This window comes from Lentzea sp. NPDC051208 (assembly GCF_040682435.1).
Lineage (GTDB): Bacteria > Actinomycetota > Actinomycetes > Mycobacteriales > Pseudonocardiaceae > Lentzea > Lentzea kristufekii.
Genome location: NZ_JBFBAW010000035.1, coordinates 22,021 through 46,248 on the forward strand (window position 1 = coordinate 22,021; position 24,228 = coordinate 46,248).

General features: G+C 68.6%; 23 protein-coding genes, 2 tRNA genes and 1 other RNA gene. 16 read left to right on the forward strand and 10 right to left on the reverse strand.

What is annotated here, in order from left to right:
* Positions 1-23 precede the first annotated feature (23 nt).
* Positions 24-179, reverse strand: coding sequence for a DUF5679 domain-containing protein (locus AB0M48_RS43915; protein WP_169746029.1), 156 nt, complete (start codon positions 177-179; stop codon positions 24-26).
* A 195-nt stretch (positions 180-374) separates the two neighbouring features.
* Here AB0M48_RS43915 and AB0M48_RS43920 point away from each other — a divergent pair, with 195 nt between their 5' ends.
* Positions 375-902, forward strand: coding sequence for a M48 family metallopeptidase (locus AB0M48_RS43920; RefSeq protein ID WP_090068096.1), 528 nt, complete (start codon positions 375-377; stop codon positions 900-902).
* 67 nt (positions 903-969) lie between these two features.
* Here the strand turns inward: AB0M48_RS43920 and AB0M48_RS43925 are convergent, their stop codons facing one another.
* Positions 970-2,283: a zinc-dependent metalloprotease gene (locus tag AB0M48_RS43925; RefSeq protein WP_363854802.1), complete on the reverse strand. Its 1,314-nt coding sequence runs from the start codon at positions 2,281-2,283 to the stop codon at positions 970-972.
* Between the two features lie 44 nt (positions 2,284-2,327).
* Here AB0M48_RS43925 and AB0M48_RS43930 point away from each other — a divergent pair, with 44 nt between their 5' ends.
* The gene (locus AB0M48_RS43930) at positions 2,328-3,407 is read left to right on the forward strand and encodes a PDZ domain-containing protein (RefSeq protein WP_363854805.1); all 1,080 of its coding nucleotides are present in this window, start codon (positions 2,328-2,330) and stop codon (positions 3,405-3,407) included.
* A gap of 523 nt (positions 3,408-3,930) precedes the next feature.
* On the opposite strand, the gene AB0M48_RS43935 is transcribed toward AB0M48_RS43930, so the two are convergent.
* Positions 3,931-4,470, reverse strand: a complete 540-nt coding sequence (locus AB0M48_RS43935; protein WP_363854808.1) for a PPA1309 family protein — start codon at positions 4,468-4,470, stop codon at positions 3,931-3,933.
* A gap of 94 nt (positions 4,471-4,564) precedes the next feature.
* Here AB0M48_RS43935 and AB0M48_RS43940 point away from each other — a divergent pair, with 94 nt between their 5' ends.
* The 3 genes from AB0M48_RS43940 to AB0M48_RS43950 all read left to right on the forward strand — a co-directional run bounded on the left by AB0M48_RS43940 (position 4,565) and on the right by AB0M48_RS43950 (position 8,197).
* A complete protein-coding gene (locus AB0M48_RS43940; RefSeq protein WP_363854810.1) occupies positions 4,565-7,564 on the forward strand; it encodes a UPF0182 family protein in 3,000 nt (999 codons plus the stop codon).
* Positions 7,565-7,615: 51 nt separating this feature from the next.
* A tRNA-Met gene (locus tag AB0M48_RS43945) sits at positions 7,616-7,689 on the forward strand.
* 434 nt (positions 7,690-8,123) lie between these two features.
* Positions 8,124-8,197 (forward strand) — tRNA-Met (locus AB0M48_RS43950).
* A 67-nt stretch (positions 8,198-8,264) separates the two neighbouring features.
* Here the strand turns inward: AB0M48_RS43950 and AB0M48_RS43955 are convergent.
* Entirely contained in the window at positions 8,265-8,471 is a 207-nt protein-coding gene (locus AB0M48_RS43955) for a hypothetical protein (protein WP_363854813.1), read from the reverse strand.
* Between the two features lie 390 nt (positions 8,472-8,861).
* On the opposite strand from AB0M48_RS43955, the gene AB0M48_RS43960 reads away from it, so the two are divergent.
* From AB0M48_RS43960 to AB0M48_RS43985, 6 genes are all read left to right on the forward strand, one after another.
* On the forward strand, positions 8,862-9,362 hold the full coding sequence (locus tag AB0M48_RS43960) for a helix-turn-helix transcriptional regulator (protein ID WP_030470382.1): 501 nt from the start codon (positions 8,862-8,864) through the stop codon (positions 9,360-9,362).
* A gap of 60 nt (positions 9,363-9,422) precedes the next feature.
* The gene (prfB, locus tag AB0M48_RS43965) at positions 9,423-10,526 is read left to right on the forward strand and encodes a peptide chain release factor 2 (protein ID WP_090098595.1); all 1,104 of its coding nucleotides are present in this window, start codon (positions 9,423-9,425) and stop codon (positions 10,524-10,526) included.
* 173 nt (positions 10,527-10,699) lie between these two features.
* On the forward strand, positions 10,700-11,389 hold the full coding sequence (ftsE, locus tag AB0M48_RS43970) for a cell division ATP-binding protein FtsE (RefSeq protein WP_030470385.1): 690 nt from the start codon (positions 10,700-10,702) through the stop codon (positions 11,387-11,389).
* A gap of 40 nt (positions 11,390-11,429) precedes the next feature.
* Positions 11,430-12,332 carry a permease-like cell division protein FtsX gene (gene ftsX, locus AB0M48_RS43975; RefSeq protein WP_030481520.1) on the forward strand — a complete coding sequence of 301 codons (903 nt, stop codon included), beginning with the start codon at positions 11,430-11,432 and terminating at the stop codon, positions 12,330-12,332.
* 30 nt (positions 12,333-12,362) lie between these two features.
* Positions 12,363-12,839 (forward strand): SsrA-binding protein SmpB, encoded by a 477-nt coding sequence (gene smpB / locus AB0M48_RS43980; RefSeq protein ID WP_189160483.1) that lies wholly within the window; start codon positions 12,363-12,365, stop codon positions 12,837-12,839.
* A 107-nt stretch (positions 12,840-12,946) separates the two neighbouring features.
* Positions 12,947-13,390, forward strand: coding sequence for a hypothetical protein (locus tag AB0M48_RS43985; RefSeq protein WP_363854820.1), 444 nt, complete (start codon positions 12,947-12,949; stop codon positions 13,388-13,390).
* Here the strand turns inward: AB0M48_RS43985 and AB0M48_RS43990 are convergent.
* Positions 13,375-14,016: a response regulator transcription factor gene (locus AB0M48_RS43990; protein WP_170176439.1), complete on the reverse strand. Its 642-nt coding sequence runs from the start codon at positions 14,014-14,016 to the stop codon at positions 13,375-13,377. The genes AB0M48_RS43985 and AB0M48_RS43990 overlap by 16 nt on opposite strands.
* Positions 14,004-15,233, reverse strand: a complete 1,230-nt coding sequence (locus AB0M48_RS43995; RefSeq protein WP_363854824.1) for a sensor domain-containing protein — start codon at positions 15,231-15,233, stop codon at positions 14,004-14,006. Before AB0M48_RS43995 ends, AB0M48_RS43990 begins: the two co-directional genes overlap by 13 nt.
* A 130-nt stretch (positions 15,234-15,363) precedes the next feature.
* Here AB0M48_RS43995 and ssrA point away from each other — a divergent pair.
* Positions 15,364-15,741, forward strand: a transfer-messenger RNA (tmRNA) gene (gene ssrA / locus AB0M48_RS44000).
* A gap of 151 nt (positions 15,742-15,892) precedes the next feature.
* Here the strand turns inward: ssrA and AB0M48_RS44005 are convergent.
* Positions 15,893-16,816, reverse strand: a complete 924-nt coding sequence (locus tag AB0M48_RS44005) for a saccharopine dehydrogenase (RefSeq protein WP_363854827.1) — start codon at positions 16,814-16,816, stop codon at positions 15,893-15,895.
* Positions 16,817-16,869: 53 nt separating this feature from the next.
* On the opposite strand from AB0M48_RS44005, the gene AB0M48_RS44010 reads away from it, so the two are divergent.
* The 4 genes from AB0M48_RS44010 (at position 16,870) to AB0M48_RS44025 (ending at position 20,235) form a co-directional block, all read left to right on the forward strand.
* Positions 16,870-17,814, forward strand: a complete 945-nt coding sequence (locus AB0M48_RS44010; protein ID WP_363854830.1) for a helix-turn-helix domain-containing protein — start codon at positions 16,870-16,872, stop codon at positions 17,812-17,814.
* 28 nt (positions 17,815-17,842) lie between these two features.
* Positions 17,843-19,255, forward strand: a complete 1,413-nt coding sequence (locus AB0M48_RS44015) for an amino acid permease (RefSeq protein WP_363854833.1) — start codon at positions 17,843-17,845, stop codon at positions 19,253-19,255.
* Entirely contained in the window at positions 19,233-19,967 is a 735-nt protein-coding gene (locus AB0M48_RS44020; RefSeq protein WP_363854837.1) for a hypothetical protein, read from the forward strand. The genes AB0M48_RS44015 and AB0M48_RS44020 overlap by 23 nt, the downstream gene beginning before the upstream one ends.
* Positions 19,968-20,079: 112 nt before the next feature.
* Entirely contained in the window at positions 20,080-20,235 is a 156-nt protein-coding gene (locus AB0M48_RS44025) for a hypothetical protein (protein WP_363854840.1), read from the forward strand.
* Here AB0M48_RS44025 and AB0M48_RS44030 read toward each other — a convergent pair.
* The 3 genes from AB0M48_RS44030 to hrpB all read right to left on the reverse strand — a co-directional run bounded on the left by AB0M48_RS44030 (position 20,220) and on the right by hrpB (position 24,227).
* Positions 20,220-20,822 carry a hypothetical protein gene (locus AB0M48_RS44030; RefSeq protein ID WP_363854843.1) on the reverse strand — a complete coding sequence of 201 codons (603 nt, stop codon included), beginning with the start codon at positions 20,820-20,822 and terminating at the stop codon, positions 20,220-20,222. The genes AB0M48_RS44025 and AB0M48_RS44030 overlap by 16 nt on opposite strands.
* Positions 20,819-21,901, reverse strand: coding sequence for a nucleotide disphospho-sugar-binding domain-containing protein (locus tag AB0M48_RS44035; protein WP_363854846.1), 1,083 nt, complete (start codon positions 21,899-21,901; stop codon positions 20,819-20,821). Before AB0M48_RS44035 ends, AB0M48_RS44030 begins: the two co-directional genes overlap by 4 nt.
* A 61-nt stretch (positions 21,902-21,962) precedes the next feature.
* Positions 21,963-24,227: an ATP-dependent helicase HrpB gene (hrpB, locus tag AB0M48_RS44040; protein ID WP_363854848.1), complete on the reverse strand. Its 2,265-nt coding sequence runs from the start codon at positions 24,225-24,227 to the stop codon at positions 21,963-21,965.
* Between the last annotated feature and the right edge of the window lies 1 nt (position 24,228).

Sequence of the window (24,228 nt, forward strand, 5' to 3'; positions counted from 1 at the left end):
GTGGCCCCCTGCCAGCGCAAACGTCAGACCTTGGCCTTGCCGAGGATCCGCGTCATCTTCGTACCGCAGACAGGGCAGGTGCCCTTCGCCATGCGCCGCCCATTGGTCTCCTCGACGTTGCCGTCGAAGTCGCGCTTCTCGCGACACTTGACGCAGTAGCCGTTGTAGGTGTCGGCCACAGCCCCTCCCTTGCAGTTGTGAGTGCGGACACACTCGGGGACCTTGGCGCGACGGTACCTCCGCAGGCGTGCGAAATCGCGCATGTCGATCCCGCGCGTGTCCAGCCGCCGTTCGGTGGAACTTCACCCGCCGGGTGCGCGCCTGCCGCCGGTTGGGGGCGGAAATTTGTCGGTGGCGGCGTTTACGGTGACTGCATGGCCGAACCGCGGGTGGAAGTGCGGCGGAGCCCCCGGCGCCGCCGCATGGTCAGCGCGTACCGGGAGGGCGACACCGTCGTCGTCCTTCTGCCGGCACGGATGACCAAGGGGGAAGAGAAGCACTGGGTGGCGGAGATGTTGAGCCGCCTCCAGCGCAGTGAGACGCGCAGGAAGTCCCCTGCGCGCACATCGGACGAGGCGCTCATGGCACGGTGCGCCGAGCTTTCGGCGCGTTACCTGGACTCGCTGGCGGAGCCCGTGAGCGTGCGCTGGGTGCCGCCCATGCGCACGCGCTGGGCGTCGTGCACGCCGACGGAGGGCACGATCCGCGTGTCCGAGCGGCTGCGCGACGTGCCGCCGTGGGTGCTCGACTACGTGCTGGTGCACGAACTCGCGCACCTGCTGGTCCCAGGGCACGGCAAGGACTTCTGGGAGTGGGTCCACCGCTACCCGAAGACCGAGCGGGCCATGGGCTATCTGGAGGGACTCTCGGCCGCCGCAGGCCTGGGGATCACAGAAGACTGAAGCCCGGACGACGTGAAGCGCCCGGCGAGGGTGTGCTCGCCGGGCGCTTCACGTGTTCAGGTGCTGGTCAGGCCTCTTCGGGCTTGTCCGGCTTGTCGCCGTCGTCAGCCTTGCCCTCGCGCATGGTGCGCTCCAGCTCGGCGATCGGGTCCTCCAGCGCGTTGCGCGTGTTCGTCAGGCGCTCGGCGAACTCCAGCGGGTCGTCGAGGTCCTCGGCGGTCGGGACGAGCTCGGCGTGCTCCCACACGCTGTCGCGCACCTCGACGCCGTGCTGGTCGCCGATCAGCTTCCACAGGGCCGAGGCGGCCCGCAGCTTGCGCGGGCGCAGCTCCAGGCCCACGAGCGTCGCGAACGTCTGCTCGGCCGGGCCACCGGAGGCACGGCGGCGGCGCAGCGTCTCGCGCAGGGCCGCGGCACCGGGCAGGCGGTCGGAGACGGCGGCGTCGACCACGACGTCCACCCAGCCCTCGACGAGGGCGAGGAGCGTCTCCAGGCGGTTCAGCGCCGCCTTCTGCTCCGGTGTGGTCTGCGGTTCGAGCAGGCCCGAGCTCATGGCCTCCTCGATGGAGGCCGGGTTCGACGGATCGATCTGGCCGGCGAGCTGCTCCAGGGCCGAGGTGTCGACCTTGATGCCCTTGGCGAACTCCTCGACGGTGTCGAGCAGGCGCTGCCGCAGCCACGGCACGTGCGTGAAGAGGCGCTGGTGGGCGGCCTCGCGGGCGGCCAGGAACACCATGACCTCGGACGCGGGACGCTCCAGGCCCTCGGTGAACTTCTCGATGTTCGCCGGCAGCAGCGCCGCGGTGCCCTCGGGACCGAGCGGCAGGCCGACGTCGGTCGAGGTCAGCACCTCGGCGCCGAGCTGGGCCAGCGCGTTGCCGAGCTGGGAGCCGAACGCCATGCCGCCCATCTGGCCGAGCATCGCCAGCAGCGGGCCGGCCGCCTGCTTGGCCTCGGCGGGCATCGCCTCGACCCACGCGCCGGACATGCGCTGCGCGACCGGGTCGCACAGGCGCTGCCAGGTCGGGATCGTGCGCTCGATCCAGTCGCGCGCGGTCCACGCCTGCGTGGTGCGGGTGCCGGCGGGCAGCGACGTGACCGGGTCCAGCCACATCTCGGCCAGATGCACGGCGTCGGTGACCGCACTCGACTGGTCGGAGGCGAACCCGATCGTGGTCGTCGTCGAGGACAGCTGCTGGAACGCGATCTGCTTGGCGAGGTCGTAGTTCACCGGCCCGCTCGACGAACCCGCGTTGCTCAACATCGAGCCCAGTTGGCTCAGCATGTTGCCCAGCTGGCTGAAGTCGAACGGGTTGTCTCCCGGCTTCCCGCTCTTGTCGTCGGGGTCGTGCGGGCTGAACCCGAACGGCACGTCACTCATGCCTCTACCGTACGCGGACAGACATGGTCGTACGCTGTTCAGCCGTGAGTGAAACCGTCACGACCGCACCCCCGCCCGCGCCCCCGCCGAGGGAACGCGGACTGACCCGCCGGACGTGGACGCTGATCGTCAGCTTCCTAGTGGTGGCGGCACTCGGACTGCTCGGCGGTTTCGCCAGAGTCCCGTACGTCGCGCTGGGCCCCGGCCCGACCTACGACGTGCTCGGCCAGGTGAAGGACGCCGACGTGGTGTCGGTCGAGGGCCAGGACACCTTCCCCACCAAGGGGACCCTGCGCATGACGACGGTCTCGCTCACAGACGACGTGTCGCTGTTCGGCGCCCTGGGCCTGTGGCTGTCCGGCCGCTACGCCCTGGCGCCGCGCGAGGAGTTCTTCAAGCCCGGCGAGTCGGAGCAGCAGGTCCAGGAGAACAACGAGCGCGCGTTCAGCGAGTCGCAGACCGCCGCCGAGGTCGCGGCCCTGAACTACCTCAAGTATCCGGGCATGGTGATCGCGAACCAGGTCACCAAGGGCAGTCCGGCGGAGAACGTCATCCCGCTCGGCGCCCGCATCATCTCGGTCAACGGCAAGCAGGTGCAGAGCGCCGCCGACGTGAGCGGCGCGCTGGAGAACACCAAGCCCGGCGACCGCATCGAGGTGGCGTTCGAGAAGGACGGCACCTTCCAGTCGACCCAGCTCACGCTCGGCACCCGCGACGACGGCCGCCCGGCGGGCTTCATCGGCATCTCGCCGGTCGACCGCGCCGACGTGCCGTTCAAGATCAAGATCAGCCTCTCCGACGTGGGCGGCCCCTCGGCCGGGCTGATCTTCGCGCTGGCGATCGTCGACAAGCTGACGCCGGGCGAGCTCAACGGCGGCAAGTCCATCGCGGGCACCGGCGAGATCACCGGCGACGGCACCGTGAAGCCCATCGGCGGCATCGCGTTCAAGATGGTCGCCGCGAAGGAAGCGGGCGCGACGGCGTTCCTCGTGCCCGCCGACAACTGCACGGACGCGAAGCAGCAGGCGCCGCCCGACCTCAAGTTGATCAAAGTTACGAACCTGACGGACGCCGTGTCGTCGCTGGAGGCGCTCAACGCCGGCAAGGACACGCCGGGCTGCTGACCCGGTCGGCCCGTGGACCGGTGGCGTTCGCCGGCACCAGCTGAAGTCGTGGCTGCGGCCCGCTGTGGCCGCGGCCAGCGCGGGTCCGGGGTGGCAGCGACGTCTGGTCGACGCCGTTGACGGCGCGCTGCGGAGTGGTCGCCGCCCGCGGTCCAGATGCTTCACGCCGGTGATCGGTGCGCACGTCGCCAGCTGGCGCGCACGTCGCCGGCTGGCGAGGTCTCGGTGCCAGGTGGTCATCGACCGCCGCGGACGGCGGCGCACGCTTCCGCGGACGGCGGCGCACGCTTTCGCAGACGTCCGCGCACGCTTTCGCAGGGGTACCCCTGAGCTGGGAACCCCTACATCTCAACGTACTCAGAGGGTCCGACAAGATCGGCGAACGCGCGTCGATCCCACCGGGGCGGCCGGCTTGACCGCGTCGGCGGCGGTCGTCGCTGTCCGCTTGCCGCGAACATCAGGCAACGACATCAACCCCGGCGCGATCAGGTGCCGGGGTTGTGCCAGCCTGGACAGGTGACGACTAGGGCCGCAGCGTGGCGAGCAGGGCGTCGGTGAGGTTGGGCGCCAGTTCGGGGTGCTCGACGAACTCCTCTGGCACCTCGACCGTCCCGCGCAGCCTCAGCACGCAGGAGACGGAGCCGTCGCGCAGCACCGCCGCCACCAGGCGCGCCTCGCGGCGGGCGGGGTGTTCGGCGGCGAAGCGGCGGGCCGCCTCGTCGTCCAGTTCGCCGTGGCTCAGTTCCGTCTCGGCCTCCGGCGGCAGGACGACGATCTCCTGGGCCAGTGCGCACCCGGTCACGGCCGGGGGCCACTCGATGCCCGCGAGCGCGTCGCCCAGGTCGCCCGAGAGCTCGTCCTGGGCGATCGGGGTCAGCGGGCTCGACTCCGGGTCGAGCTGGTCCCGCAGCTCCGGTTGCTGCTTCAGCAGGTCTGAGGTGGCCACTAGGGCGAAGAGCTGCGGAGGCTGCTCCCAGCCGCCTGCCGCTACGAACTCCTCAACCTCGCGGGCGACCGTCGGGAGGATGACCGCTGGCGTTTCACTCGCTGACACGCGTGTCATCGTAAGACTGCGGACTTCACGGGAACCCAGGGCGTCGTCCGTAGAGTTGGACTAAACGTACGTATCGATTTACCGCGATCCAGGAGCGTGCCTCGTGGCCACACGGCCTCCGGTCGGACTGCCGAAACTGTCCCGGCGCAGCCGAATACTGCTCATCGTGGGTGTAGTGCTCCTGTTCGGTCTCATCACGGGATCGCGGCTGCTCGACACCTACGTGAACTGGCTGTGGTTCGGCGAGGTGAAATTCCGCGACGTCTACAGCACCGTCCTGCTCACCCGCCTGGCGCTGTTCGTGGCCGTCGGGGCCGTGGTCGGCGGTGTCGTCGCACTGAACCTCTTCCTCGCGTACCGGGCCCGGCCGGTGTTCGTGCCGGTGTCCGGGCCCGATGACCCGGTGGCGCGCTACCGCACCGTCGTGATGGGGCGGGTGCGGTTCTTCGCGATCGGCATCCCCGTGTTCGTCGGGCTGATCGCGGGCGCGTCGGCGCAGGCCGACTGGCAGCAGATCCAGCTGTTCTTGAACTCCCAGCCGTTCGGCGTGACCGACCCGCAGTTCGGGCACGACATCGGCTTCTACGCGTTCCAGCTGCCGTTCTACGAGTGGCTGCTGTCGTGGCTGTTCATCACGACCGCCGTCTCGTTCATCGGCGCGGTCATCGCGCACTACCTGTTCGGCGGCATCCGGCTGGCCGGTCGCGGCGGCCAGCTCTCGGGCCCCGCGCGGCTGCACCTGGCGCTCGTCGCCGGCACGTTCGTGCTGCTCAAGGCCGTCGCGTACTTCTTCGACCGGTACTCGCTGCTGCTGCACGAGAACGAGAAGTTCGTCGGCGCCAGCTACACCGACCTCAACGCGGTGCTGCCGGCCAAGCTGATCCTGCTGTGCATCGCCGTGTTCTGCGCCGTCGCCTTCTTCGCGGGCGCGTTCATGCGCAACGTGCAGCTGCCCGCCATCGCGACCGTCCTGCTGGTGCTGTCGAGCGTGCTCGTCGGTGCGGCGTGGCCCGCGGTGCTGGAGCAGTTCTCGGTCAAGCCGAACGCCATCCAGAAGGAAGCCGAGTCGATCACCCGCAACATCGCGGCGACACGGCAGTCGTTCGGGCTGACGGACGACAAGGTCGAGACGAAGCCCTACGAGGGCAAGCAGAACGTCACCAACGACCAGGTCAAGACCAACGACGCGGCGACGCTGGGCAACATCCGCCTGCTCGACCCGGCGGTGCTCTCGCGCACCTTCACGCAGTTCCAGCAGCTGCGGCCGTTCTACGGCTTCCCGAACAAGCTCGACGTCGACCGGTACACAGTGGACGGAAAGCTCCGCGACTACATCGTCGCGGTGCGCGAGCTCAAGCTCGACAGCCTGCCGCAGGGCCAGCGCGACTGGATCAACCAGCACCTCATCTACACGCACGGCAACGGCTTCGTCTACGCCGAGGCGAACAAGGTGAACGCGGTCGCCGACGAGTCCAACGGCGGCTACCCGGACTTCAAGACCGGTGAGGTCAAGTCCAACGGCGACGTCGGCAACGTGCCGAACGGCATCAAGGTCGACCAGCCCCGCACCTACTTCGGCGAGCTGTTCGGCGTGAACGACTACTCGATCGTCGGCGGCCGCCCGGCCGGCTCGGCGGCGGAGTACGACACGGACGCCAAGTCCTACACCTACACCGGTGCCGGTGGCGTCCCGATCGGCAGCCTGTTCAACAAGCTCGCCTTCGCGGCGTACTACGGCGAGCGCAACATCCTCTTCAACCAGTCGATCGCGGACGACTCGAAGATCCTGTTCAAGCGCACGCCGCGCGACCGCGTGCAGGCCGTCGCCCCGTGGCTCACGGTGGACAGCGACCCGTACCCGGCCGTCGTCAACGGCCGCATCACGTGGATCGTCGACGGATACACCACGCTCGAGAACTACCCGTACGCGCAGCGCACGCAGCTCGGTGACGCGACGAACGACTCGCTCACCGCGGACGGCGTCGTCATCTCGCAGGTCAACAAGCCCGTCAACTACATCCGCAACTCGGTCAAGGCCACTGTGGACGCCTACGACGGCACGGTGAGCCTGTACCAGATCGACGACAAGGACCCGGTCCTCAAGGCGTGGATGGGCGTCTTCCCGAACACGGTGAAGCCGGGCAGCGAGATCTCCAACGAGCTGCGCCAGCACTTCCGCTACCCCGAGGACCTGTTCAAGGTGCAGCGGCAGATCCTGTCGAAGTACCACGTCTCGTCGCCGTCGGACTTCTACTCCGGTGTCGCCTACTGGGCGCCGCCGCAGGACCCGACGATCGACAACGTGACGACGGCCGACGCCCAGCGCGACGCGGCGAGCAAGCGCCGTGACGCCCAGCCGCCGTTCTACGTCCTCGCCGGTGACCCGAGCGACCCGAGCAAGGTCCGCTTCCAGCTGACCAGCCCGCTCGTCCGCGAGAACCGGGAGTTCATGGCGGCCCACGTCTCGGTCGGATCCGATCCGGACAACTACGGGAAGATCAGCGTCCTGCAACTCAGCCAGGACGCGAAGGGCCCGCAGCAGATCCAGACGCAGTTCCTCACGTCGGACAACGTCAGCCGCGAGCTCAACCTGCTGACCCAGCAGAAGACGACGGTCGTCTACGGCAACCTGCTCACCCTGCCCGTGGGCGGAGCGCTGCTCTACGTCGAACCCGTCTACATCGAGCGGGCGTCGAACAACACGTCGTACCCGCAGCTGTCCAAGGTGCTCGTCTGGTACGGCGACCGGGTCGGCTACGCGTCCACGCTGAACGAGGCGCTGGACCAGGTGCTCAGCGGTGCCGGCGCGGTCGTGCCGCCGCCCAGCGACAACAACGGCAACGGCCAGACCTCCACGCCGCCGACCACACCGCCCACCAACAGCGCGCTGAGCCCCGAGCTGCAGAAGGCGGTCAGCGACATCGACGCCGCACTGGCCGACATCAAGAGGGCCCAGCAGAGCAGCAACTTCACCGAGCTCGGCCAGGCGTACGCCAAGCTGGACGACGCCACGAAGAGGTTCAAGCAGTACAACACCGGGGCGCCCGCGGCGCCGCCTACCGGCCAGTCGTCGGTTGTGCCGAGCCCCACACCGTCCGGCTGACCTACCGATTTGCTTTATCCGCTCCGCCCCGCGTAGAGTTCCAATTACCGACGCGGGGTGGAGCAGCTCGGTAGCTCGCTGGGCTCATAACCCAGAGGTCGCAGGTTCAAATCCTGTCCCCGCTACAAAGCTGGGAGAGCCCTGTTCGCGGAATACGCGAACAGGGCTTTTTCGCATTGCATTGGGGGCGGAGCCCCCAAACCCCACCCCGGGGGCAAGCCCCCGGACCCCCGCCTGCCTTGCCTTCGGCATCGGCAGGCCACCCCCAGGTCGGGTTTCCTGGCCTTGCCTTCGGCATCGGCTGAACAAAACACCTTGCGCTTGGTCGCCTCGTCTTTGATATCGGTGGGGGCAATCCGGTTGTGTGGATGGCTTGCTCTCGGTTGACGGGTCAGCCGTTCGGACGGGGGTCGGCGTGTTAGTCGAACTGGATGGGGTTGTGGACGGCTGACCTGCGGAAATGGCGCTTAAGGGGGGTGGGTGAAAAGGGGTTTTCGGAGGGTGTAGAGTTCTCCTTACAACAGCAAGACAGCAACACGGCAAGACAAGCTAGAAGCGGCGCGGGGTGGAGCAGCTCGGTAGCTCGCTGGGCTCATAACCCAGAGGTCGCAGGTTCAAATCCTGTCCCCGCTACTAGATTAGACAGAAGGCCGGAGCCAAGTGGCTCCGGCCTTCTGCGTTGTTCTGGGGTGCGGACCTTTCAGGTCATGTTCTCCGCCCAGTACTGGGCACACAGCATGCTGGAGCAGATGCGGCCCTCGCCGTTGACGGTGCGGTGCTTGCGGATCTGTTTGCCGCACACCATGCACTCGTCCTTGCCCGCCTGCTCCGGGATGCCTCCCGTGACCCACGCCCTCGTGTGCGCCGCCACCTTCTTGTGGTCCAGCCACTTCAAGTTCAGGTTCATCATGGTCCCCGACCTCCGTGTTCAACCGCGCCTGCCTGGCAATGATCATTTTCCTCGAATGCCGGGCGTAGGAAAGAGGTCTGAGCGGACATCACCAGGTCGTGCGACGTCGGCCCCCTGACCGTCCATTCGGGTGGCTCCGGCCGGTGAGAGTCGTACCGCCGATCGAGTGAGGGCGGGGGACTTTCGTTTCTGCGAAAGGACTTTTCCATCCGGGATGGACACAGACGGTCAAGAGGCCAAACGCGTGAGGCTCGAAAACTGCCGCTTACTCAGCGAGACTTTTCGTTGCTCCGCATGGCCCATCAGACTAGCCCGGTGATCAGCCACTGTGGACAGAACGGCTGACCATTGTGGACAGCTTCCCCCAGACGTGGGAACGTTGTCGTTGTGTCAGACCTGAATGCGACCGCAGCCGCCCTGCTCGGGCTGCTGCACGACGGACCCAAGACCGGTGGCCAGTTGGTTGCGGAGGCAGGAGACCGCTTCGGCGCGTTCTTCAGCGTCACCCGCAGCCAGGTGTACCGCGAGCTGCCCGCGCTGGCTGACCAGGGCCTGCTGCGCCTCGGCAAGCAGGGACCGCGGTCCAGCCAGCAGTACGTGCTGACTGCCGCGGGCAAGAAGGCCTTCAAGAACTGGCTGCTGTCCGAGCCGGGCCCGGACCACCTGCGCAGCCCGCTCATCCTGCGCCTGGTGCACGCCGGCTCGCTGACCGCGAAGCAGCGCGAGTCCCTGATCACGACCGCACGTTCGACGTACGGTCAGGAACAGGAGAGCGCGAAGAGCGCGGCTAAGACGGCGGAGGACCCCTACGCCAAGGCGGTGGCCGAGTTCGGTCTCGCCCACGCGAAGGCCGTTCTCAAGCTGCTCGACGCGATTCCGACCGCCTAGAAGAGAGCGCCAGCACGCACCGGTCGCGACTGACGACCGGTGCTGGCGTAATCTTTTTGCGTGAACCCGGACGTCGAAGCAGACATCAAGGACCTCTCCGCCACCCTTTCGAGCATCGAGGCGGTGCTGGACCTCGATGCGCTGCGTGCCGCTGTCGCGGACCTGGAGGCGCAGGCGACCCGCCCTGACCTCTGGGACGACCAGGAGAAGGCGCAGAAGGTCACCAGCCAGCTCTCCCACAAGCAGGGCGAGCTGCGCCGCGTCACCGGCCTGCGTCAGCGCCTCGACGACCTCCCCCTGCTCTACGAGCTCGCGGAGGAGGCCGAGGACGCGGACGCCCTGGCCGACGCGGACAACGACCGCGTCAAGCTGCGCGACGAGATCGCGAGCCTCGAGGTGCGCACGCTCCTGTCCGGCGAGTACGACGAGCGCAACGCGCTGATCACCATCCGGGCCGAGGCCGGTGGCGTCGACGCCGCGGACTTCGCCGAGATGCTGCTGCGCATGTACTCGCGCTGGGCCGAGCGCCACAACTACGGCGTCGACGTGTTCGACACGTCCTACGCCGAAGAGGCCGGCATCAAGTCCGCCACCTTCCGCGTCAGCGCCCCCTACGCCTACGGCACGCTGAGCGTCGAGCAGGGCACGCACCGCCTCGTGCGCATTTCGCCGTTCGACAACCAGGGCCGCCGCCAGACGTCGTTCGCCGGCGTCGAGGTCGTGCCCGTCGTCGAGCAGACCGACCACGTCGAGATCGACGAGAAGGACCTGCGCGTCGACGTGTACCGCTCGTCCGGCCCCGGCGGCCAGGGCGTCAACACGACGGACTCGGCGGTGCGCCTCACGCACATCCCGACCGGCATCGTGGTGTCCTGCCAGAACGAGCGCTCGCAGCTGCAGAACAAGGCCACGGCCATGAACGTCCTGCAGGCGAAGCTGCTCGAGCGCCGCCGGCAGGAGGAGCAGGCCAAGATGGACGCGCTGAAGGACTCCGGCTCCAGCTGGGGCAACCAGATGCGCTCCTACGTGCTGCACCCGTACCAGATGGTCAAGGACCTGCGCACCGAGCACGAGGTCGGCAACCCGTCCGCGGTGCTCGACGGGGAGATCGACGACTTCCTCGAGGCCGGCATCCGGTGGCGCAAGCAGTCCCAGCAGGCGTAGCCCTGATCTGAGTCCGAGAGCACGTTCAGCCCCGAACGAGGGGCGGACGTGCTCTTTTCGTGAACGGGTCGTGCCTGGTCGGATACGCCGCGTCGAGGTTGCGACCGCCCTTCCGGGGCTGGAAGTTAACCGGAACGGGGGCTTTACCCCGGCCATGAGTAGACTCGCGCCTCGTGATTCGTCTCGAACACGTTTCCAAGGTCTACAAGACCTCCACGCGTCCTGCGCTCGACGACGTGTCCGTCGAGATGGAGAAGGGCGAGTTCGTCTTCCTGATCGGGCCCTCCGGGTCCGGCAAGTCGACGTTCCTGCGCCTGCTGCTGCGCGAAGAGGTGCCGACCAGGGGACGCGTCTACGTCTCCAACTTCGACGTCGCCAAGATGTCGCGACGCAGGGTCCCCCGCCTGCGGCAGTCGATCGGCTGCGTGTTCCAGGACTTCCGTCTTCTGCCCACGAAGACGGTCGCGGAGAACGTCGCCTTCGCGCTCGAGGTCATCGGCAAGCCCCGCAACACCATCGTCAAGGTGGTGCCGGAGGTGCTGCAGCTGGTGGGTCTCGACGGCAAGGAGGACAGGTTCCCGACCGAGCTGTCCGGTGGTGAGCAGCAGCGCGTCGCGATCGCCCGTGCGTTCGTGAACCGCCCGCTGGTGCTGATCGCCGACGAGCCCACCGGAAACCTGGACCCCGACACGAGCCAGGACATCATGTTGCTGCTGGAGCGGATCAACCGCACCGGCACGACCGTCATCATGGCCACCCACGACCACGGCATCGTCGACTCGATGCGCCGCCGAGTGGTGGAGCTCTCGTACGGCAAGGTCGTCCGTGATGACGCGCGCGGCGTTTACGGCGTTGGCCGCTAAGCGTCCCTAAGCCCCCGAACCCCAAGGAACCCCGCCCCCGATGCGTACCAGCTTCGTGTTCAGCGAGGTCATCACCGGACTTCGCCGGAACGTCACGATGACGATCGCGATGATCCTCACGACCGCCATCTCGCTCGGGCTGCTCGGCGGTGGCCTGCTCGTCGTCCGCATGGTCGACAAGATGCAGGCCAACTACGCGGGCAAGCTCGAGGTCTCCGTGCTGCTGACGAACGACGTCAGCGCCAACGACAAGGACTGCACCCAGCAGCCGTGCGCGGGCCTGCGTTCCAACCTGGAGGCGACCTCCGGCGTCGAGTCCGTGGTGTACCAGAACCGGGACGAGGGCTTCGAGCGCTTCAAGCGCATCTTCGAGGCCCAGCCGGAACTGCTCAAGCTCGCGCGTCCCGAAGCCATCCCGGCCACGTTCCGCGTGAAGCTCGAGGACCCGGAGCGCACCGACGTCATCAAGCAGGCCTTCGAGGGCAAGCCCGGTGTGAAGGGCGTCGACGACCAGGGCAAGTTCCTGGAGCGGTTCTTCGAGGGCCTCAACGGCATGCGTGACGTCGCCCTGATCCTGGCGCTCATCCAGGCGTTCGCCGCGCTGCTGCTGATCTCGAACACCATCCAGGTGTCGGCGTTCACCCGCCGCGTCGAGGTCGGCATCATGCGACTGGTGGGCGCGACGCGGTGGTACACGCAGCTGCCGTTCCTCATCGAGGCGGTCGTCGCGGGCATCATCGGCTCGGTCACCGCGGTCGGCGGCCTGGTGCTGTTCAAGGCGTTCTTCCTCGACCGGATCACCAGGAACCTCACCGAGTCGGGCATCATCCCGCCGATCGGTTACCTGGACATCCTGATCGTGTCGCCTTGGCTGTTCCTCGTCGCGATAGTCATCTCGGCGACCACCGGCTACGTGACACTCCGTCTCTACGTGCGGCTTTAAGAGCTTTGCGGACCATTTAGACTGGTCGTCATGGTCAAGGAACGCGGGCAGAAGGTCATCGCGTCGAACCGCAAGGCTCGGCACGACTGGTCCATTCTGGACACCTACGAGGCGGGCATTCAGCTCGTCGGCACCGAGGTGAAGAGCCTGCGCATGGGGCGGGCGTCCCTGGTGGACGCCTTCGCCCAGGTCGACGACGGCGAGATCTGGCTGCACGCGCTGCACATCCCGGAGTACGTCGCGGGCACCTGGACGAACCACGAGGTCCGGCGCAAGCGCAAGCTCCTGCTGCACAAGGCGGAGATCGAGCGGCTGATCGGCAAGACCAAGGAGTCCGGTCTGTCGCTCGTGCCGCTGCAGATGTACTTCAAGGACGGCTACGTCAAGGTCGAGATCGCGCTGGCGAAGGGCAAGAAGTCCTACGACAAGCGGCAGGACTTGGCGAAGCGCGACGCGAACCGCGAGATCGCCAAGGCGCACGGCCGCGCCCTGAAGGGTCGCTACTGATGGCACTGGTGGACGTCCACGTCCACTCGATCGCGGGCAGCTGTGTCCGCGGACAACGCGGACCACTGCGCTCTCGGTAGTACCGCAGGGGCACCCCGCACCCCGGGATGCCGCAGAACGTCCTGGACAAGGTCTGGGCCTGCTTCGACCGCGTGCGTGAATCCGGTGTCGACTGGTTCATCCAGTACCGCACTGACGAGAACGCCCGGCTCACCGCGCTGCGGGAGCTGGGCGTCGTCGCGTTCGCACCCCTGCTCTACCCGCACAAGCCGGGCATGGCGCCGTGGCTGAACGAGTGGGTGGCCGACTTCGCGGCGCGGGTTCCCGAGGCGGTGTCGCCGTTCACCGAGCAGATGGTGCCGCTGCCCGCGGACTGGCGGGCACGCATCGCGGGGCTCGCGGACCGGGTGGTGCTGGGCACCGACTTCCCGAACATCCCGTACCCGTACGAGGTGCAGCTCGACGCCATCAGGTCGTGGGGCCTGGACGCCGCCGCCGAGCAGGCGGTCCTGCACGACAACGGCGTCCGTCTGCTTCAGCTGTCGAGGTAGGCGAGCACGGCCCGCACGCGGCGGTGCTCGGAGTTCGACGGCTCCAGGCCGAGCTTGGCGAAGATGTTGCCGACGTGCTTCTCGACGGCGCCGTCGGACACGACGAGCGTGCCGGCGATGGCCGTGTTGGACAGGCCCTGCGCCATCAGCCCGAGCACCTCGCGTTCGCGGGGCGTCAACTTGTCTACAGGGCTCTTCTTGCTGCGCACCATGAGCTGCGTGATCACCTCGTGGTCGATGCTCGTGCCGCCGTCGGCGACCCTGCGCACCGCGTCGACGAACTCCTTCACGTCCGCGACCCGTTCCTTGAGCAGGTAACCGACCCCGCTCGCGCCGCCCGCGAGGAGCTCCACGGCGTAGCGCTCCTCGACGTACTGCGACAGCACCAGCACCGGCAGCCCCGGATAGCGGCGGCGGCACTCGATGGCGGCCCGCAGTCCCTCGTCGGTGAACGACGGCGGCATCCGCACGTCCACCACGCACAGGTCGGGCCTGTGCTCGGTCACGGCGTCGAGCAGGTCGTCACCGTTCTCCACCGCCGCGACGGTCTCGATGCCCTCGTCGGCGAGCAACCTCTGCACGCCCACCCTCAGCAGCACCGAGTCCTCGGCGATCACCACGCGCACGGCAACTCCGCTCGAATCACGGTCGGCCCACCAGCGGGGCTGACGACGACAACCACACCGTCGATCGTGGCAGCCCGGTCCGCGAGCCCGGCGAGCCCGCCGCCCGGCCGCAGTTCCGCGCCACCCTGACCGTTGTCGGTGACCTCGACCAGCACTCCCGTGTCCACCCTGTTGACCCGCACGGTCGCCTTGGTGCCGTTGGAGTGCTTGGTGATGTTCGTGAGCGCCTCGCCGACGGTGAAGTACGCGGCGCTCTCCACCGACGTCGGCGGCCGCGGCTCCACGTCGACCTGCAGGTCGACCTCGATAGGCACACGGGCGGCGAGCGCGGACAGCGCGGCGTCGAGCCCCCGGTCGCCCAGGACGGACGGGTAGATGCCCCGCGCCAGGTCCCGCAGTTCCTTGATGGCGAGCTTCGCGTCCGCGTGCGCCTCCGCGATGAGCTCGGCCGCGGCCGCCGGATCCGTGTCCAGCTTGGACTTCGCCCGGCCCAGACCCATCGCCACGGCCACGAGCCGTTGCTGCGCGCCGTCGTGCAGGTCGCGCTCGATGCGCCGGCGCTCCGCCTCGGCCGCCTCGACACCGCGGGCCCGGCTGGACGACAGCCGCTCGGCCTCGATCGCCAGCGCGTCGGCCCGCGTCGGCCCGAGCATGCCGCGCGCGAACTTGCCGTGCACCGACCCGAGCCACCGGGTGCCGAGCGCCGCGAACGGGATCAGCGCCAGGCCGATCAGCGAGACGGGCAGCGCCGACGCGAACGAGTCGATGGTCCAGAAGTCGCCCACGATCACCGCGAACGGCGCCGTACCGATCCAGAACGGCACCGCGATGAACGCCGCCGCGACCGACCACATGGCGACGACGGACGCGAATTCCAGGATGCCGACCGGCAACAGCAACAGCAGGTACCCGAAATCACGCCACGTCGCCGGATCGGTGAACTGGGCCTTGAACCGCACCCACAACGTGCCGGTCGGTGGCTCTCGATAGGGCCTGGGGATGTCCGTGCGCAACGCCGCCCTGACCCACGCCCGCTCCATCGTCGCGCCACCCCGCACGACCGCCATCGCCGACCACAGGATCGGCAGACCGACCCAGAGGATCGAGGTCGCGAAGCCGACGACGGTGAGCACGACGGAGAGGGTGAACCAGAAGATGCCGGTCACCAGGTTGGTCAGCAGGTAGAACCCGGCTGCGAGCGCGTTCGGTTTCCTCATGACGTCCATGCTGTCGTTCTCGCTGGTCAGAGACCATCTGGCCAGCCATCCGGTCAGAGGTGGGGACAGCCCTACCTGCCTCGGGAAGAACTCGGTGGCCGCAGTCGTTATGCTATGCGTACCACTACAAGGGGGTGAACGGTTTCGACTGTGGACGTTGATTCAGGGGAAGCGTGTCGGTGCAGGCGAGAGACCACCGTTAAGCGTCATCGCAAACCAATAAGCGCCACGTCTAACGACAAGCGCACCGCGTACGCTCTCGCTGCCTGACAGCGGAGCTAGCGGTTGTCGGCCTAGGAGTGCCTTCGGCCTAGTTCCCGGCATCAGCTAGAGGGCTTACCAGCAGTCTCGGTCGCGGAGACTGCCCGGGAAACTCACAGCGACTGGGCCCGTCACACCTGCTTGTTCGCGTGACAGGTGGGGCCAAGCAGAGACACAGCGGACTGCGCACGGAGAAGCCCTGATGAACCGGCACAGGACCCGGGTTCGATTCCCGGCACCTCCACTCGATGGGCGAGTGCTGTTCGTGGACAGCACTCGCCTTTTCTCGTTCTCGGGTGTCCTCTGGGGGCCGAGCCCCCAGACCCCCACGCCGGGGGCACGCCCCCGGACCCCCGGCCGCCTTGTCGCTTCGCGACGATCGGCGGCCCACCCCGTCATCAAGAGCAGTCTGTGGTCTGAATGACGTCGACCAGGGATTTCAGGAAGTCCGGGGCGTCGAACATCTTGCCCGCTGAGGCTGCTCCGGTGACGTTGAAACGGCCGCTTAGCAGGCGTTCTGTCGCTTCTACGGCTAGCGGGGCGCTTACGGCGTAGATGTCTTTGCCTGAGGCGGTCAGTCGTCGTTCCTCGGTTGCCCTGCGCACGCGTACGTCTACCTCGAACGTTTCCGGCTCCTGCCTCGTCTGGGCGGTCTGGAGGCCGGTGGCCGCTTCTGTTGACATGTAGTTGGTCACCGAGGGGATTCGCAGGTGGCTTGGCACCGTGACGACGTCGGCCATGGAGAACTCGCCGATCACCTGGCGGGTGCCGTCTGAGAACTCCCAAGTCAGGACCGGGGCGGTGTCGCTGTGGTAGGTCAGCTTTCCGTCGTGGAACCGGACGCGTTGGCCGTCACGGCGTTCGCGGGAGACCTTGCCTGCGGTGAGGGTGCTCGCGGTGGGCTGCCAGCCGCTCAGGCCGTACGCGATGTGGGCCTCGTCGGCGTGGTCCCAGCCGGCCATCGCGGCGGTGACCAGGAGGTCGGCGAGGCCGCCGAAAAAGGCCATCGCGGGTACCACCGGGATTGAGGCGCCGCGGGCGAGCGTGTCGGCGTTCGCTTCGATCTCGGCCGCCACGTCGACGTACGGGATGCCGGCGCGTTCGGCTGCGGTGATCAGCGGGCCGGCGGTGACGGCGAACGGGCCCGCCGTGTTGATCACGGCGGCTGCCCCTTCCAGGGCGCGGTCCAGGGCGGCCGGGTTGTCTGCGGTGGCCTGGGCGCGTCCGAACGGTTGCGGTTCGTGGCCGCGTTTCTTCAGCTCTGCCAGGACGAACTGTCCCGTGGTGCCGGATGCGCCGTAGACCGCGATCTTGTGTCCCATGTGGACCAGTCAAGCCGTCGGGCAGAGGCCGAGCCAGTGTCTGGAACGACACGATGCGTACACTTTCGGACATGCTCGCGTTCGCTGTCACCACCGGGATGCTGCACTTCGAGCTGACCGCAACGTACGAGATCTTCACCGCTCCGCAGCTCGACTACCGCGTCGTGATCTGCGGGAACGGGCCGGTGCGCGTCGGCCGGTTCACGCTGGAGCCCGACCTGCCGCTCGACCAGCTCGAGCGGGCGGACACCGTGATCGTGCCCGCCGTCGAGGAACTGGAGGAGCCGCTCGATCCGGCGCTCGTCCAGGCCGTCAAGGCTGCTCATGACAAGGGTGCGCGGATCGTGTCGTTGTGCACGGGCGCGTTCGTGCTGGCCGAGGCCGGGCTGCTCGACGGGCTGCGCGCGACGACGCACTGGGCGCACACCGACGAGCTGGCCCGGCGGTATCCGCGCGTCGAGGTCGACCCGGACGTGCTCTACGTCGACAACGGGCAGGTGCTGACGAGCGCGGGCAAGGCGGCGGCGATCGACCTGAGCCTGCACGTGATCCGCAGCGACCACGGCACCGCGACGGCGAACACGGCGGCGCGCCGGCTCGTCGTGCCGCCGCACCGGGACGGTGGGCAGGCGCAGTTCGTGCTGGCGCCGGTGCCGTCCGGGGAAGGGCATCCGCTCACCGAGCTGTTCGACTGGGTCTCGGCACGGTTCGACCAGACGATCACCGTCGAGGACATGGCGCGGCAGGCCAGCATGAGTTCACGGCACCTCGCCCGGCTCTTCCGGGCGGTGACGGGCACCACGCCGTTGCAGTGGCTGCACACGCAGCGGATCCGGCGTGCGCAGGAACTGCTGGAGAGGACGGACGACAGCGTGGACCAGGTCGCGGAGGCGTCCGGGATGGGCACCGCCACGACGCTGCGCCGGCACTTCCACCGAACCGTCGGTGTGCCACCGGACACATACCGCCGCACGTTCCGCCCCGTTGGTGGCCGCTAGATCCATAGGTGGGCGTTAGGTTGTCCTGATGAGCAACCAACAGCGCATCGGGGCGCGGGTGTTGCGGCGCAAGCCGATCGACCAGCTGACCCATCCAGGTAGCGAGCTCAAGCGCACCATGGGTGTCGGCCACCTCACGATGATCAGCATCGGTGCCACGCTCGGCACCGGCATCTTCGTCGTGCTGGGGGAGGCGGTGCCGCTCGCCGGGCCCGCCATCGTGCTGTCGTTCGTGCTGGCGGGCATCACCGCGTTGTTCTCCGCGCTGTCGTACGCCGAGCTCGCGGGCCTGATCCCCGCGTCCGGCTCCTCGTACTCCTACACCTACGCGACCCTAGGCGAGATCGTCGCCTGGGTCTGCGGCTGGTGCCTCGTGCTGGAGTACGGGGTCTCGGTCGCGGCGGTCGCGGTCGGGTGGGGGCAGTACGTCAACGAGTTGCTGCACCTGGTGACGGGCCTGCGGATTCCGGACGTGCTGAGCCAGCCGCCAGGGGCGGGCGGCATCGTCAACGTTCCCGCCGTGCTGGTCGTGGTGATCTCCATGCTGGTGCTGCTCGGTGGCGCGAAGGGCAGTGCGCGGACGAACACGATCCTGGTGTGGATCAAGGTCGGTGCGCTGCTGATGTTCTGCGCGGTCGCGTTCACCGCGTTGAAGGCGGGCAACTTCCAGCCGCTGTTCCCGCTGGGGCTGGCGGGCATGAGTGCCGGTGCGGCCACGTTGTTCTTCTCCTACATCGGGTTCGACGCCGCGTCGACCGCCGGTGAGGAGGCCAGGAACCCGCAGCGCGACCTGCCGCGCGCGATCATCATCTCGCTGGTCGTGATCACCGCGCTGTACTGCGCGGTCGCCCTCGCCGCCGTGGGCGCCATGCCGTGGCAGACGTTCGAGGGCACGGAGGCGGCGCTGAGCCGGGTGCTGACCGACAACGTCGACGGCGCGATCTGGCCGATCCTGCTGTCGATCGGCGCTGTCGTGGCGACCACTTCGGTCGTGCTCACCGTCCTCTACGGACAGACCCGCATCCTGTACGCCATGTCGCGCGACGGGCTGGTGCCGTCGATCTTCTCGAAGCTCAGCCCGCGCACCGGGGTGCCTTTCGCGAACACCGTTGTCGTCGGGCTGTTCATCGCCGTGCTCGCCGCGATGGTGCCGCTGGGGTCACTGGCGGACGCGACGAGCATCGGCACGCTGTTCGCGTTCGGTCTGGTCAACGTCGCGGTGATCATCCTGCGGCGTACGGAGCCGTACCGGAAGCGCAGTTTCCGCGTGCCGTTCTCTCCCGTGACGCCGTTGCTGGGCCTGGCGTTCTGCGTCTACATGATGTTCAGCCTCGGGCTGGACACGTGGATCGCGTTCCTCGCCTGGATGGCCCTCGGGTTCGTCATCTACTTCGGGTACAGCGTCAGGAAGGCACGCCTTGCGGTTCCAGGTGATCAGTGACGTCGCCGGCATCGCCCGCGTCACCAGGTACTACGCCGAGGTCTGGGAGACCTCCGAGGACGTGTTGTCCTCGGAGACGCTGCACTGCGTCCGGCACGCGGGCGGTGCGACGATCGGGGCGTTCGACGGCGACGCGCTGGTCGGCGCCACGACCGGGCTCTTCTGCCCGGACGGGTCGGTGTACTCGATGATCGCGGCCGCCCGGCACGGAACCGGGCAGGCGTTGAAGCTCGCGCAGAGAGACTGGGCGGTCGCGCTCGGCGCGAAGTCGATGCGCTGGACCTACGACCCGCTGGTGTCGCGCAACGCCCGGTTCAACCTGGTCAAGCTCGGGGCGATCGCCATCGAGTACACAGTGGACTTCTACGGGCCGATGCGCGACGGCGTGAACGACGGCGACGAGAGCGACCGGCTCACCGTGCAGTGGGACCTCACCGGGTCCCGCGAACCGCACGAGTCGGTGCCCGCGGGTGAGGTCACGAAGACCGCGCCGGACGGAGAACCGTTGGCGCGCACGGACGGCGAACGCATCTGGTGCCGGGTGCCGCGCGACATCGTGCGGGTGCGCAAGGAGTCGCGCGACCTCGCGAGGCAGTGGCGGGAGGCGGTCCGGGGCGTGTTCGTGGACGCCTTCGCACAGGGTTACGTCGCTACCTCGATGTCCCGCGAGGGCTGGTACGAACTGGTGCGCCAGGAGGAAGTGCCACGGTGAGGATCGAACGGGTCGAGCTGCTGCACGTCACGATTCCGCTGGTGTCGCCGTTCCGCACGCGGAGTTCGTCGGCGCTGCGGAACTGGTGCTGCACCAGCACCTCGTGCCACGGGTGACGCCCGAGGTCACGGCCGCCGAGGTGGTGCCGCGAACACACGCGGTCAAGGGCCACGGCTTCCTGGGCGTGCCGGGCATCGGCGTCGAACCGATCCCGGAGACCGTCAGGCGCTTCACGACGGCGGCGAAGGTGCTCTACGCCAAGGACTGAAGCTCGCGGGCGAGGTTGGTCCGCGCGGCGTCGTCCCACCGCTGCCGTGCGGGCTCGGTCACGAACAGCACCTCGCGGTCGAGCAGCGTCTTCAGCACCTTCGCCCGGCCCGCCCGCCAGGTCGCGTCGTCGTACTGCGCGTACTCCTGGCGCACGGCCTGGCTGTAGCGGTCGTAGTGCTCCGGCTGCGAGCCGAGGATGGCCAGGTCGGCGTCGAGCAGCACGTGCGCCAGCGGGTCGTCGGACGAGTGCGTGGTCGTGGCCAGCACCAACGACTCCACGCGCGCGATGTGCGCCTCTTGCAGGCCTGCCAGGCGTTCGCGGGCCCACGCGGCCGACGCGCGTTCGTCCTCGCCGGGCTTGCTGTCGTAGATCACGTCGTGCGCGCAGGCCGCCAGTGCGAGGATCGCGCGCTCCTCCACCGTGAACGCGAACGCGTCGGCCAGCGCCGACGAGTCGCGGACGACGGACACCACGTGGAAGGCGTTGTGGTAGGTCCGGTGCGGCTCGGCGTAGCGCTCCATCAGATCGCCCGCGTCCGGCGCACCGCCGAGCGCGCGGACCGCGTCGTCCCAGATCCGTCTCACCGAGCCAGTTCCTCCTCGACCACGTCCGCGGCGAACCTGCTGCCGCCCGCCTGGTGAATCATCCGTTGCATGTCCTTCACCCGCGCGGCGATCGCGGAATCCGACGCCAGCTGATCCACCAACGAGCGCACGCCCTCCACGGTCACGGTGTCGAGCAGCACACCGAGCCCCAGTTCCTCGATCCGCTGGCCGTGCAGCCGCTGGTCGGTCGTGTGCGGCACGACGATCATCGGGACGCCGTGGTGCAGCGCCTCCATCGCCCCGCCCATGCCGCCGCGCGTCACGAACACGCAGGCGTGTTTCAGCACCGCGAGCTGCGGCACCTCGTCACAGGTCTCGACGTTCATCGCGGGACTCAGCACCTTGCCCTTCGTGACCAGGTGCCACGGCATTCCCCGCGCCGCGTCCGCGCACACCTGCGTGCCCGTCGTCGCGAGCACCACCGGCCGGTCGGGCGGAGGTTCCCACGTGCCCTGGAATCCGCGCTCGGTCAGGCAGGGGCCGGTGAAGGCGACGCGCTCGCCGAACGTGTGGCCCTCCGGCTGGAACTCCCTGGGGAACAGGGCGATCCGGCGGCTCGCGCCTGAGACGAACTCCGGCAGCGAGCAGCCGAGAAAGCCGTGCAGCCGGGTGAAGAACCCGATCGCGGCCCGGTCGAACCGGCGCGGCGGCACGACCTCGGCGCCGAGCGACCAGTGCGTGTTGCTGGTCAGGAGCACTTCCAGCAGCACGTTCGGCACGTCCAGCCGGTGCGCGATGACGCCGCCCGACCAGGCCGCGATGTCCCACATCACGAGGTCCGGCCGGTCGTCGCGGAACGTGTGCTCGAACTGGGGCAACGCCGACTCGGCCTCGGTGAGCGCGAGCTGCGCGGCCTCGTAGAGCGACGGCGGCAGTTCGTCCGGAAGCGTTGGCTCGTAAGGGATCGCGGTCGCGCCGCACTCGGTGACGGCGGGAGCGAACCGGGTGGGCGCCGGGCAGCTCACCCGGTGGCCGCGGCGCACGAGTTCGGCGATCACCCCGAGCGCGGGCAGGACGTGCCCCCGCTCGGGCATGAGGAAGATCGCGATGTGCGCCATAGAAGAGATTAACGCTGTTCGATTCCTGATGGTTCAAGGAGGCGTGCCAGGATTCTTCGTCTCATCTTCTGTCGTAAGGCCGTTCCGGCCAGTGGTGCTTGGGATATCTGCCCTTCAGCTCACTGCGGACGCGCAGGTAGCCGTTGCGCCAGAACGACCTGAGGTCGCTGGTCACGGCGGTGGGGCGGCCGGCGGGCGAGAGCAGGTGCACCACCACCGGAATTCCGGCGATCTGCGGGGTGTCGGCCCATTTCATGGCGTCCTGGATGCGGACGGACAGGACGGGCTGGTCCTGCGTGTAGTCGACCTTGCCCTGGCCGATGCGTTCCGGGGCGAGTTTGTCGAACTCCGCCGCTTCGGGCCACGGCAACAGGCTTCTCAGCAGCGCCACGGTGTCGATCTTGGCCAGGTCGGAGCGCTTCTTCGCCTTGCCGAGGTCGAGCGCGCGGATCAGGTGCTCGTCGTCGACGCTCGGCCAGTCGCGGGTCCTGTGCAGGAACGCCATCCGCTCGCGCAGGCGATTGGCGGCATCGGTCCACTTGAGCAGGCCCACGCCCTCGGCTTCCAGGCCGAGGCGGAGTGCCTGCTGCGACTTGGCGAGGTCGTTGAGCGGGCGTTCGCCGAGGGTGATCGCGCCGAGCTTGCGGACCTCGTTCGCGATGACGTCGCCGTTCCACCGGATGTCGTCGACCGTGTGCACGAGGGCCGCCGCGGCGGTGACGGCGAGTTCCTCGTCGGCCGGGGCGGCGAGGCGGACGCGGCCGTGCTTGCTGCCCGGTTCGCGGTCGGCGATCGCGACCGCCAGCCACTGGAACTGCGAGTCGGTGTGCTCGACGGCCGTGCCGTTGGCCATCAGGTAGACGTTGCTGTTCTTGGAGCGGCGTTTCGCCAGCCGTTCCGGGTAGGCGAGGGCGACGACGAGCGCGGGATCGCCGTTGCCCGCCGGGTTGCTGCCCAGCTTCTCCAGCTTCTTGACTTCCTGGCGCCACTTGCCCGGTGCCTTCAGCGCGGTCGCGAGGTCGCTCGTGGAGGTGTGCGTGCTGTCGTCGAGCAGGGCCACGACCTCGGCGGCGGTCCGGTTGCCCGCGAGCGCGCTGCCGTCGATGAGGGCACGGCCGAGCCGGGGGTGCAGGCCGACGCTCGCGATGCGGTCGCGGCGGCCGGGTTCGAGCGCGCCGATGGCGTCGAGGGTCTCCTGCGCCGCCTTGAGCGCGCCCTCCGGAGGGGCGTCCCACCAGTTCAGGGCGCTGCCGTCCGGGGTGCCCCACACCGCCAGTTCGAGGGCGAGCCTGGTCAGGTCGGCGGTCTTGATCTCCGGCTCCGGGTAGCGGGGGAGCGTCGAGTGCTCGTGTTCGGGCCAGCAGCGGTAGACGCGGCCCGGCGCCTCACGTCCCGCACGTCCGGCGCGTTGCTCGGCGACGGCCTGGGAGACGCGGATCGTGGCGAGGCCCGCGAGACCCCTGCGGTGGTCGACTCGCGGGACTCGGGCCAGTCCGGCGTCCACGACCGCTCGCACGCCGGGGACGGTCAGGCTGGACTCCGCGATGCTCGTGGCGAGCACGACCCGCTGGTTCGGGCCGGGCCTGAGGGCCGCGTCCTGGGTCTGGGCGTTGAGCTGGCCGTGCAGGACCACGGTGTCGGCCCTGAGCAGACTCGCGGTCCGGTTGATCTCCCTGACACCGGGCAGGAACGCGAGCACGTCACCATCCACTTCGGACAGTGCTTTGTTGATGGCCCTCGCGACCGTGGTCTCGATGTGCTCGTTGCGCGCGGGCGGGACGTAGGTGATCTCCGTCGGGAACATGCGCGACTCGGTGTGCAGGACCGGCGCGTTCAGCAGGTCCGAGAGTCGTTGCGCGGCAACGGTCGCCGACGTGGCCAGGAGTCTGAGGTCCGGGCGCAGGCCCGCTTTGGCGTCCAGGAGGAGCGCGAGCAGCAGATCGGCGTCGAGGTGGCGTTCGTGGCACTCGTCCAGCAGGACCGTGCCGACGCCCTTCAGCTCTTGGTCGTGTTGCAGCCTGCGGACGAGAAGACCGCTGGTCACGACCTCGATGCGGGTGTGCCTGCTGGTCTTGCGGTCGCCCCTGACCGAGTAGCCGACGGTGTGGCCGACCGGTTCGCCCAGCAGGCTCGCCATGCGCGCGGCGGCGGCTCTGGCGGCGATCCTGCGTGGTTCGGCGACGACGACCCTGCCTTCGAGGGCCAGCGGGACGAGCGTCGTCTTGCCGGTTCCCGGCGGCGCGACCAGCACGGCCGCCCCGTGTTCCTGGAGCTGCTCCAGGAGTTGGGGGAGAACGGATTTCACCGGGAGATCGGGCAGGTCCACG

Excerpts from the sequence above, each read along its gene's own strand:
- AB0M48_RS44005 (WP_363854827.1), bottom strand. The coding sequence starts at position 16,816 with ATGGGACACAAGATCGCGGTCTACGGCGCATCCGGCACCACGGGACAG.
- AB0M48_RS44015 (WP_363854833.1), top strand. The coding sequence starts at position 17,843 with ATGAGCAACCAACAGCGCATCGGGGCGCGGGTGTTGCGGCGCAAGCCG.
- AB0M48_RS44010 (WP_363854830.1), top strand. The coding sequence starts at position 16,870 with ATGCGTACACTTTCGGACATGCTCGCGTTCGCTGTCACCACCGGGATG.
- AB0M48_RS43925 (WP_363854802.1), bottom strand. The coding sequence starts at position 2,283 with ATGAGTGACGTGCCGTTCGGGTTCAGCCCGCACGACCCCGACGACAAG.
- AB0M48_RS43985 (WP_363854820.1), top strand. The coding sequence starts at position 12,947 with ATGCCGCAGAACGTCCTGGACAAGGTCTGGGCCTGCTTCGACCGCGTG.
- smpB (WP_189160483.1), top strand. The coding sequence starts at position 12,363 with ATGGTCAAGGAACGCGGGCAGAAGGTCATCGCGTCGAACCGCAAGGCT.
- AB0M48_RS43935 (WP_363854808.1), bottom strand. The coding sequence starts at position 4,470 with ATGACACGCGTGTCAGCGAGTGAAACGCCAGCGGTCATCCTCCCGACG.
- AB0M48_RS43955 (WP_363854813.1), bottom strand. The coding sequence starts at position 8,471 with ATGAACCTGAACTTGAAGTGGCTGGACCACAAGAAGGTGGCGGCGCAC.
- ftsX (WP_030481520.1), top strand. The coding sequence starts at position 11,430 with ATGCGTACCAGCTTCGTGTTCAGCGAGGTCATCACCGGACTTCGCCGG.
- AB0M48_RS43995 (WP_363854824.1), bottom strand. The coding sequence starts at position 15,233 with ATGAGGAAACCGAACGCGCTCGCAGCCGGGTTCTACCTGCTGACCAAC.
- AB0M48_RS43920 (WP_090068096.1), top strand. The coding sequence starts at position 375 with ATGGCCGAACCGCGGGTGGAAGTGCGGCGGAGCCCCCGGCGCCGCCGC.
- AB0M48_RS44035 (WP_363854846.1), bottom strand. The coding sequence starts at position 21,901 with ATGGCGCACATCGCGATCTTCCTCATGCCCGAGCGGGGGCACGTCCTG.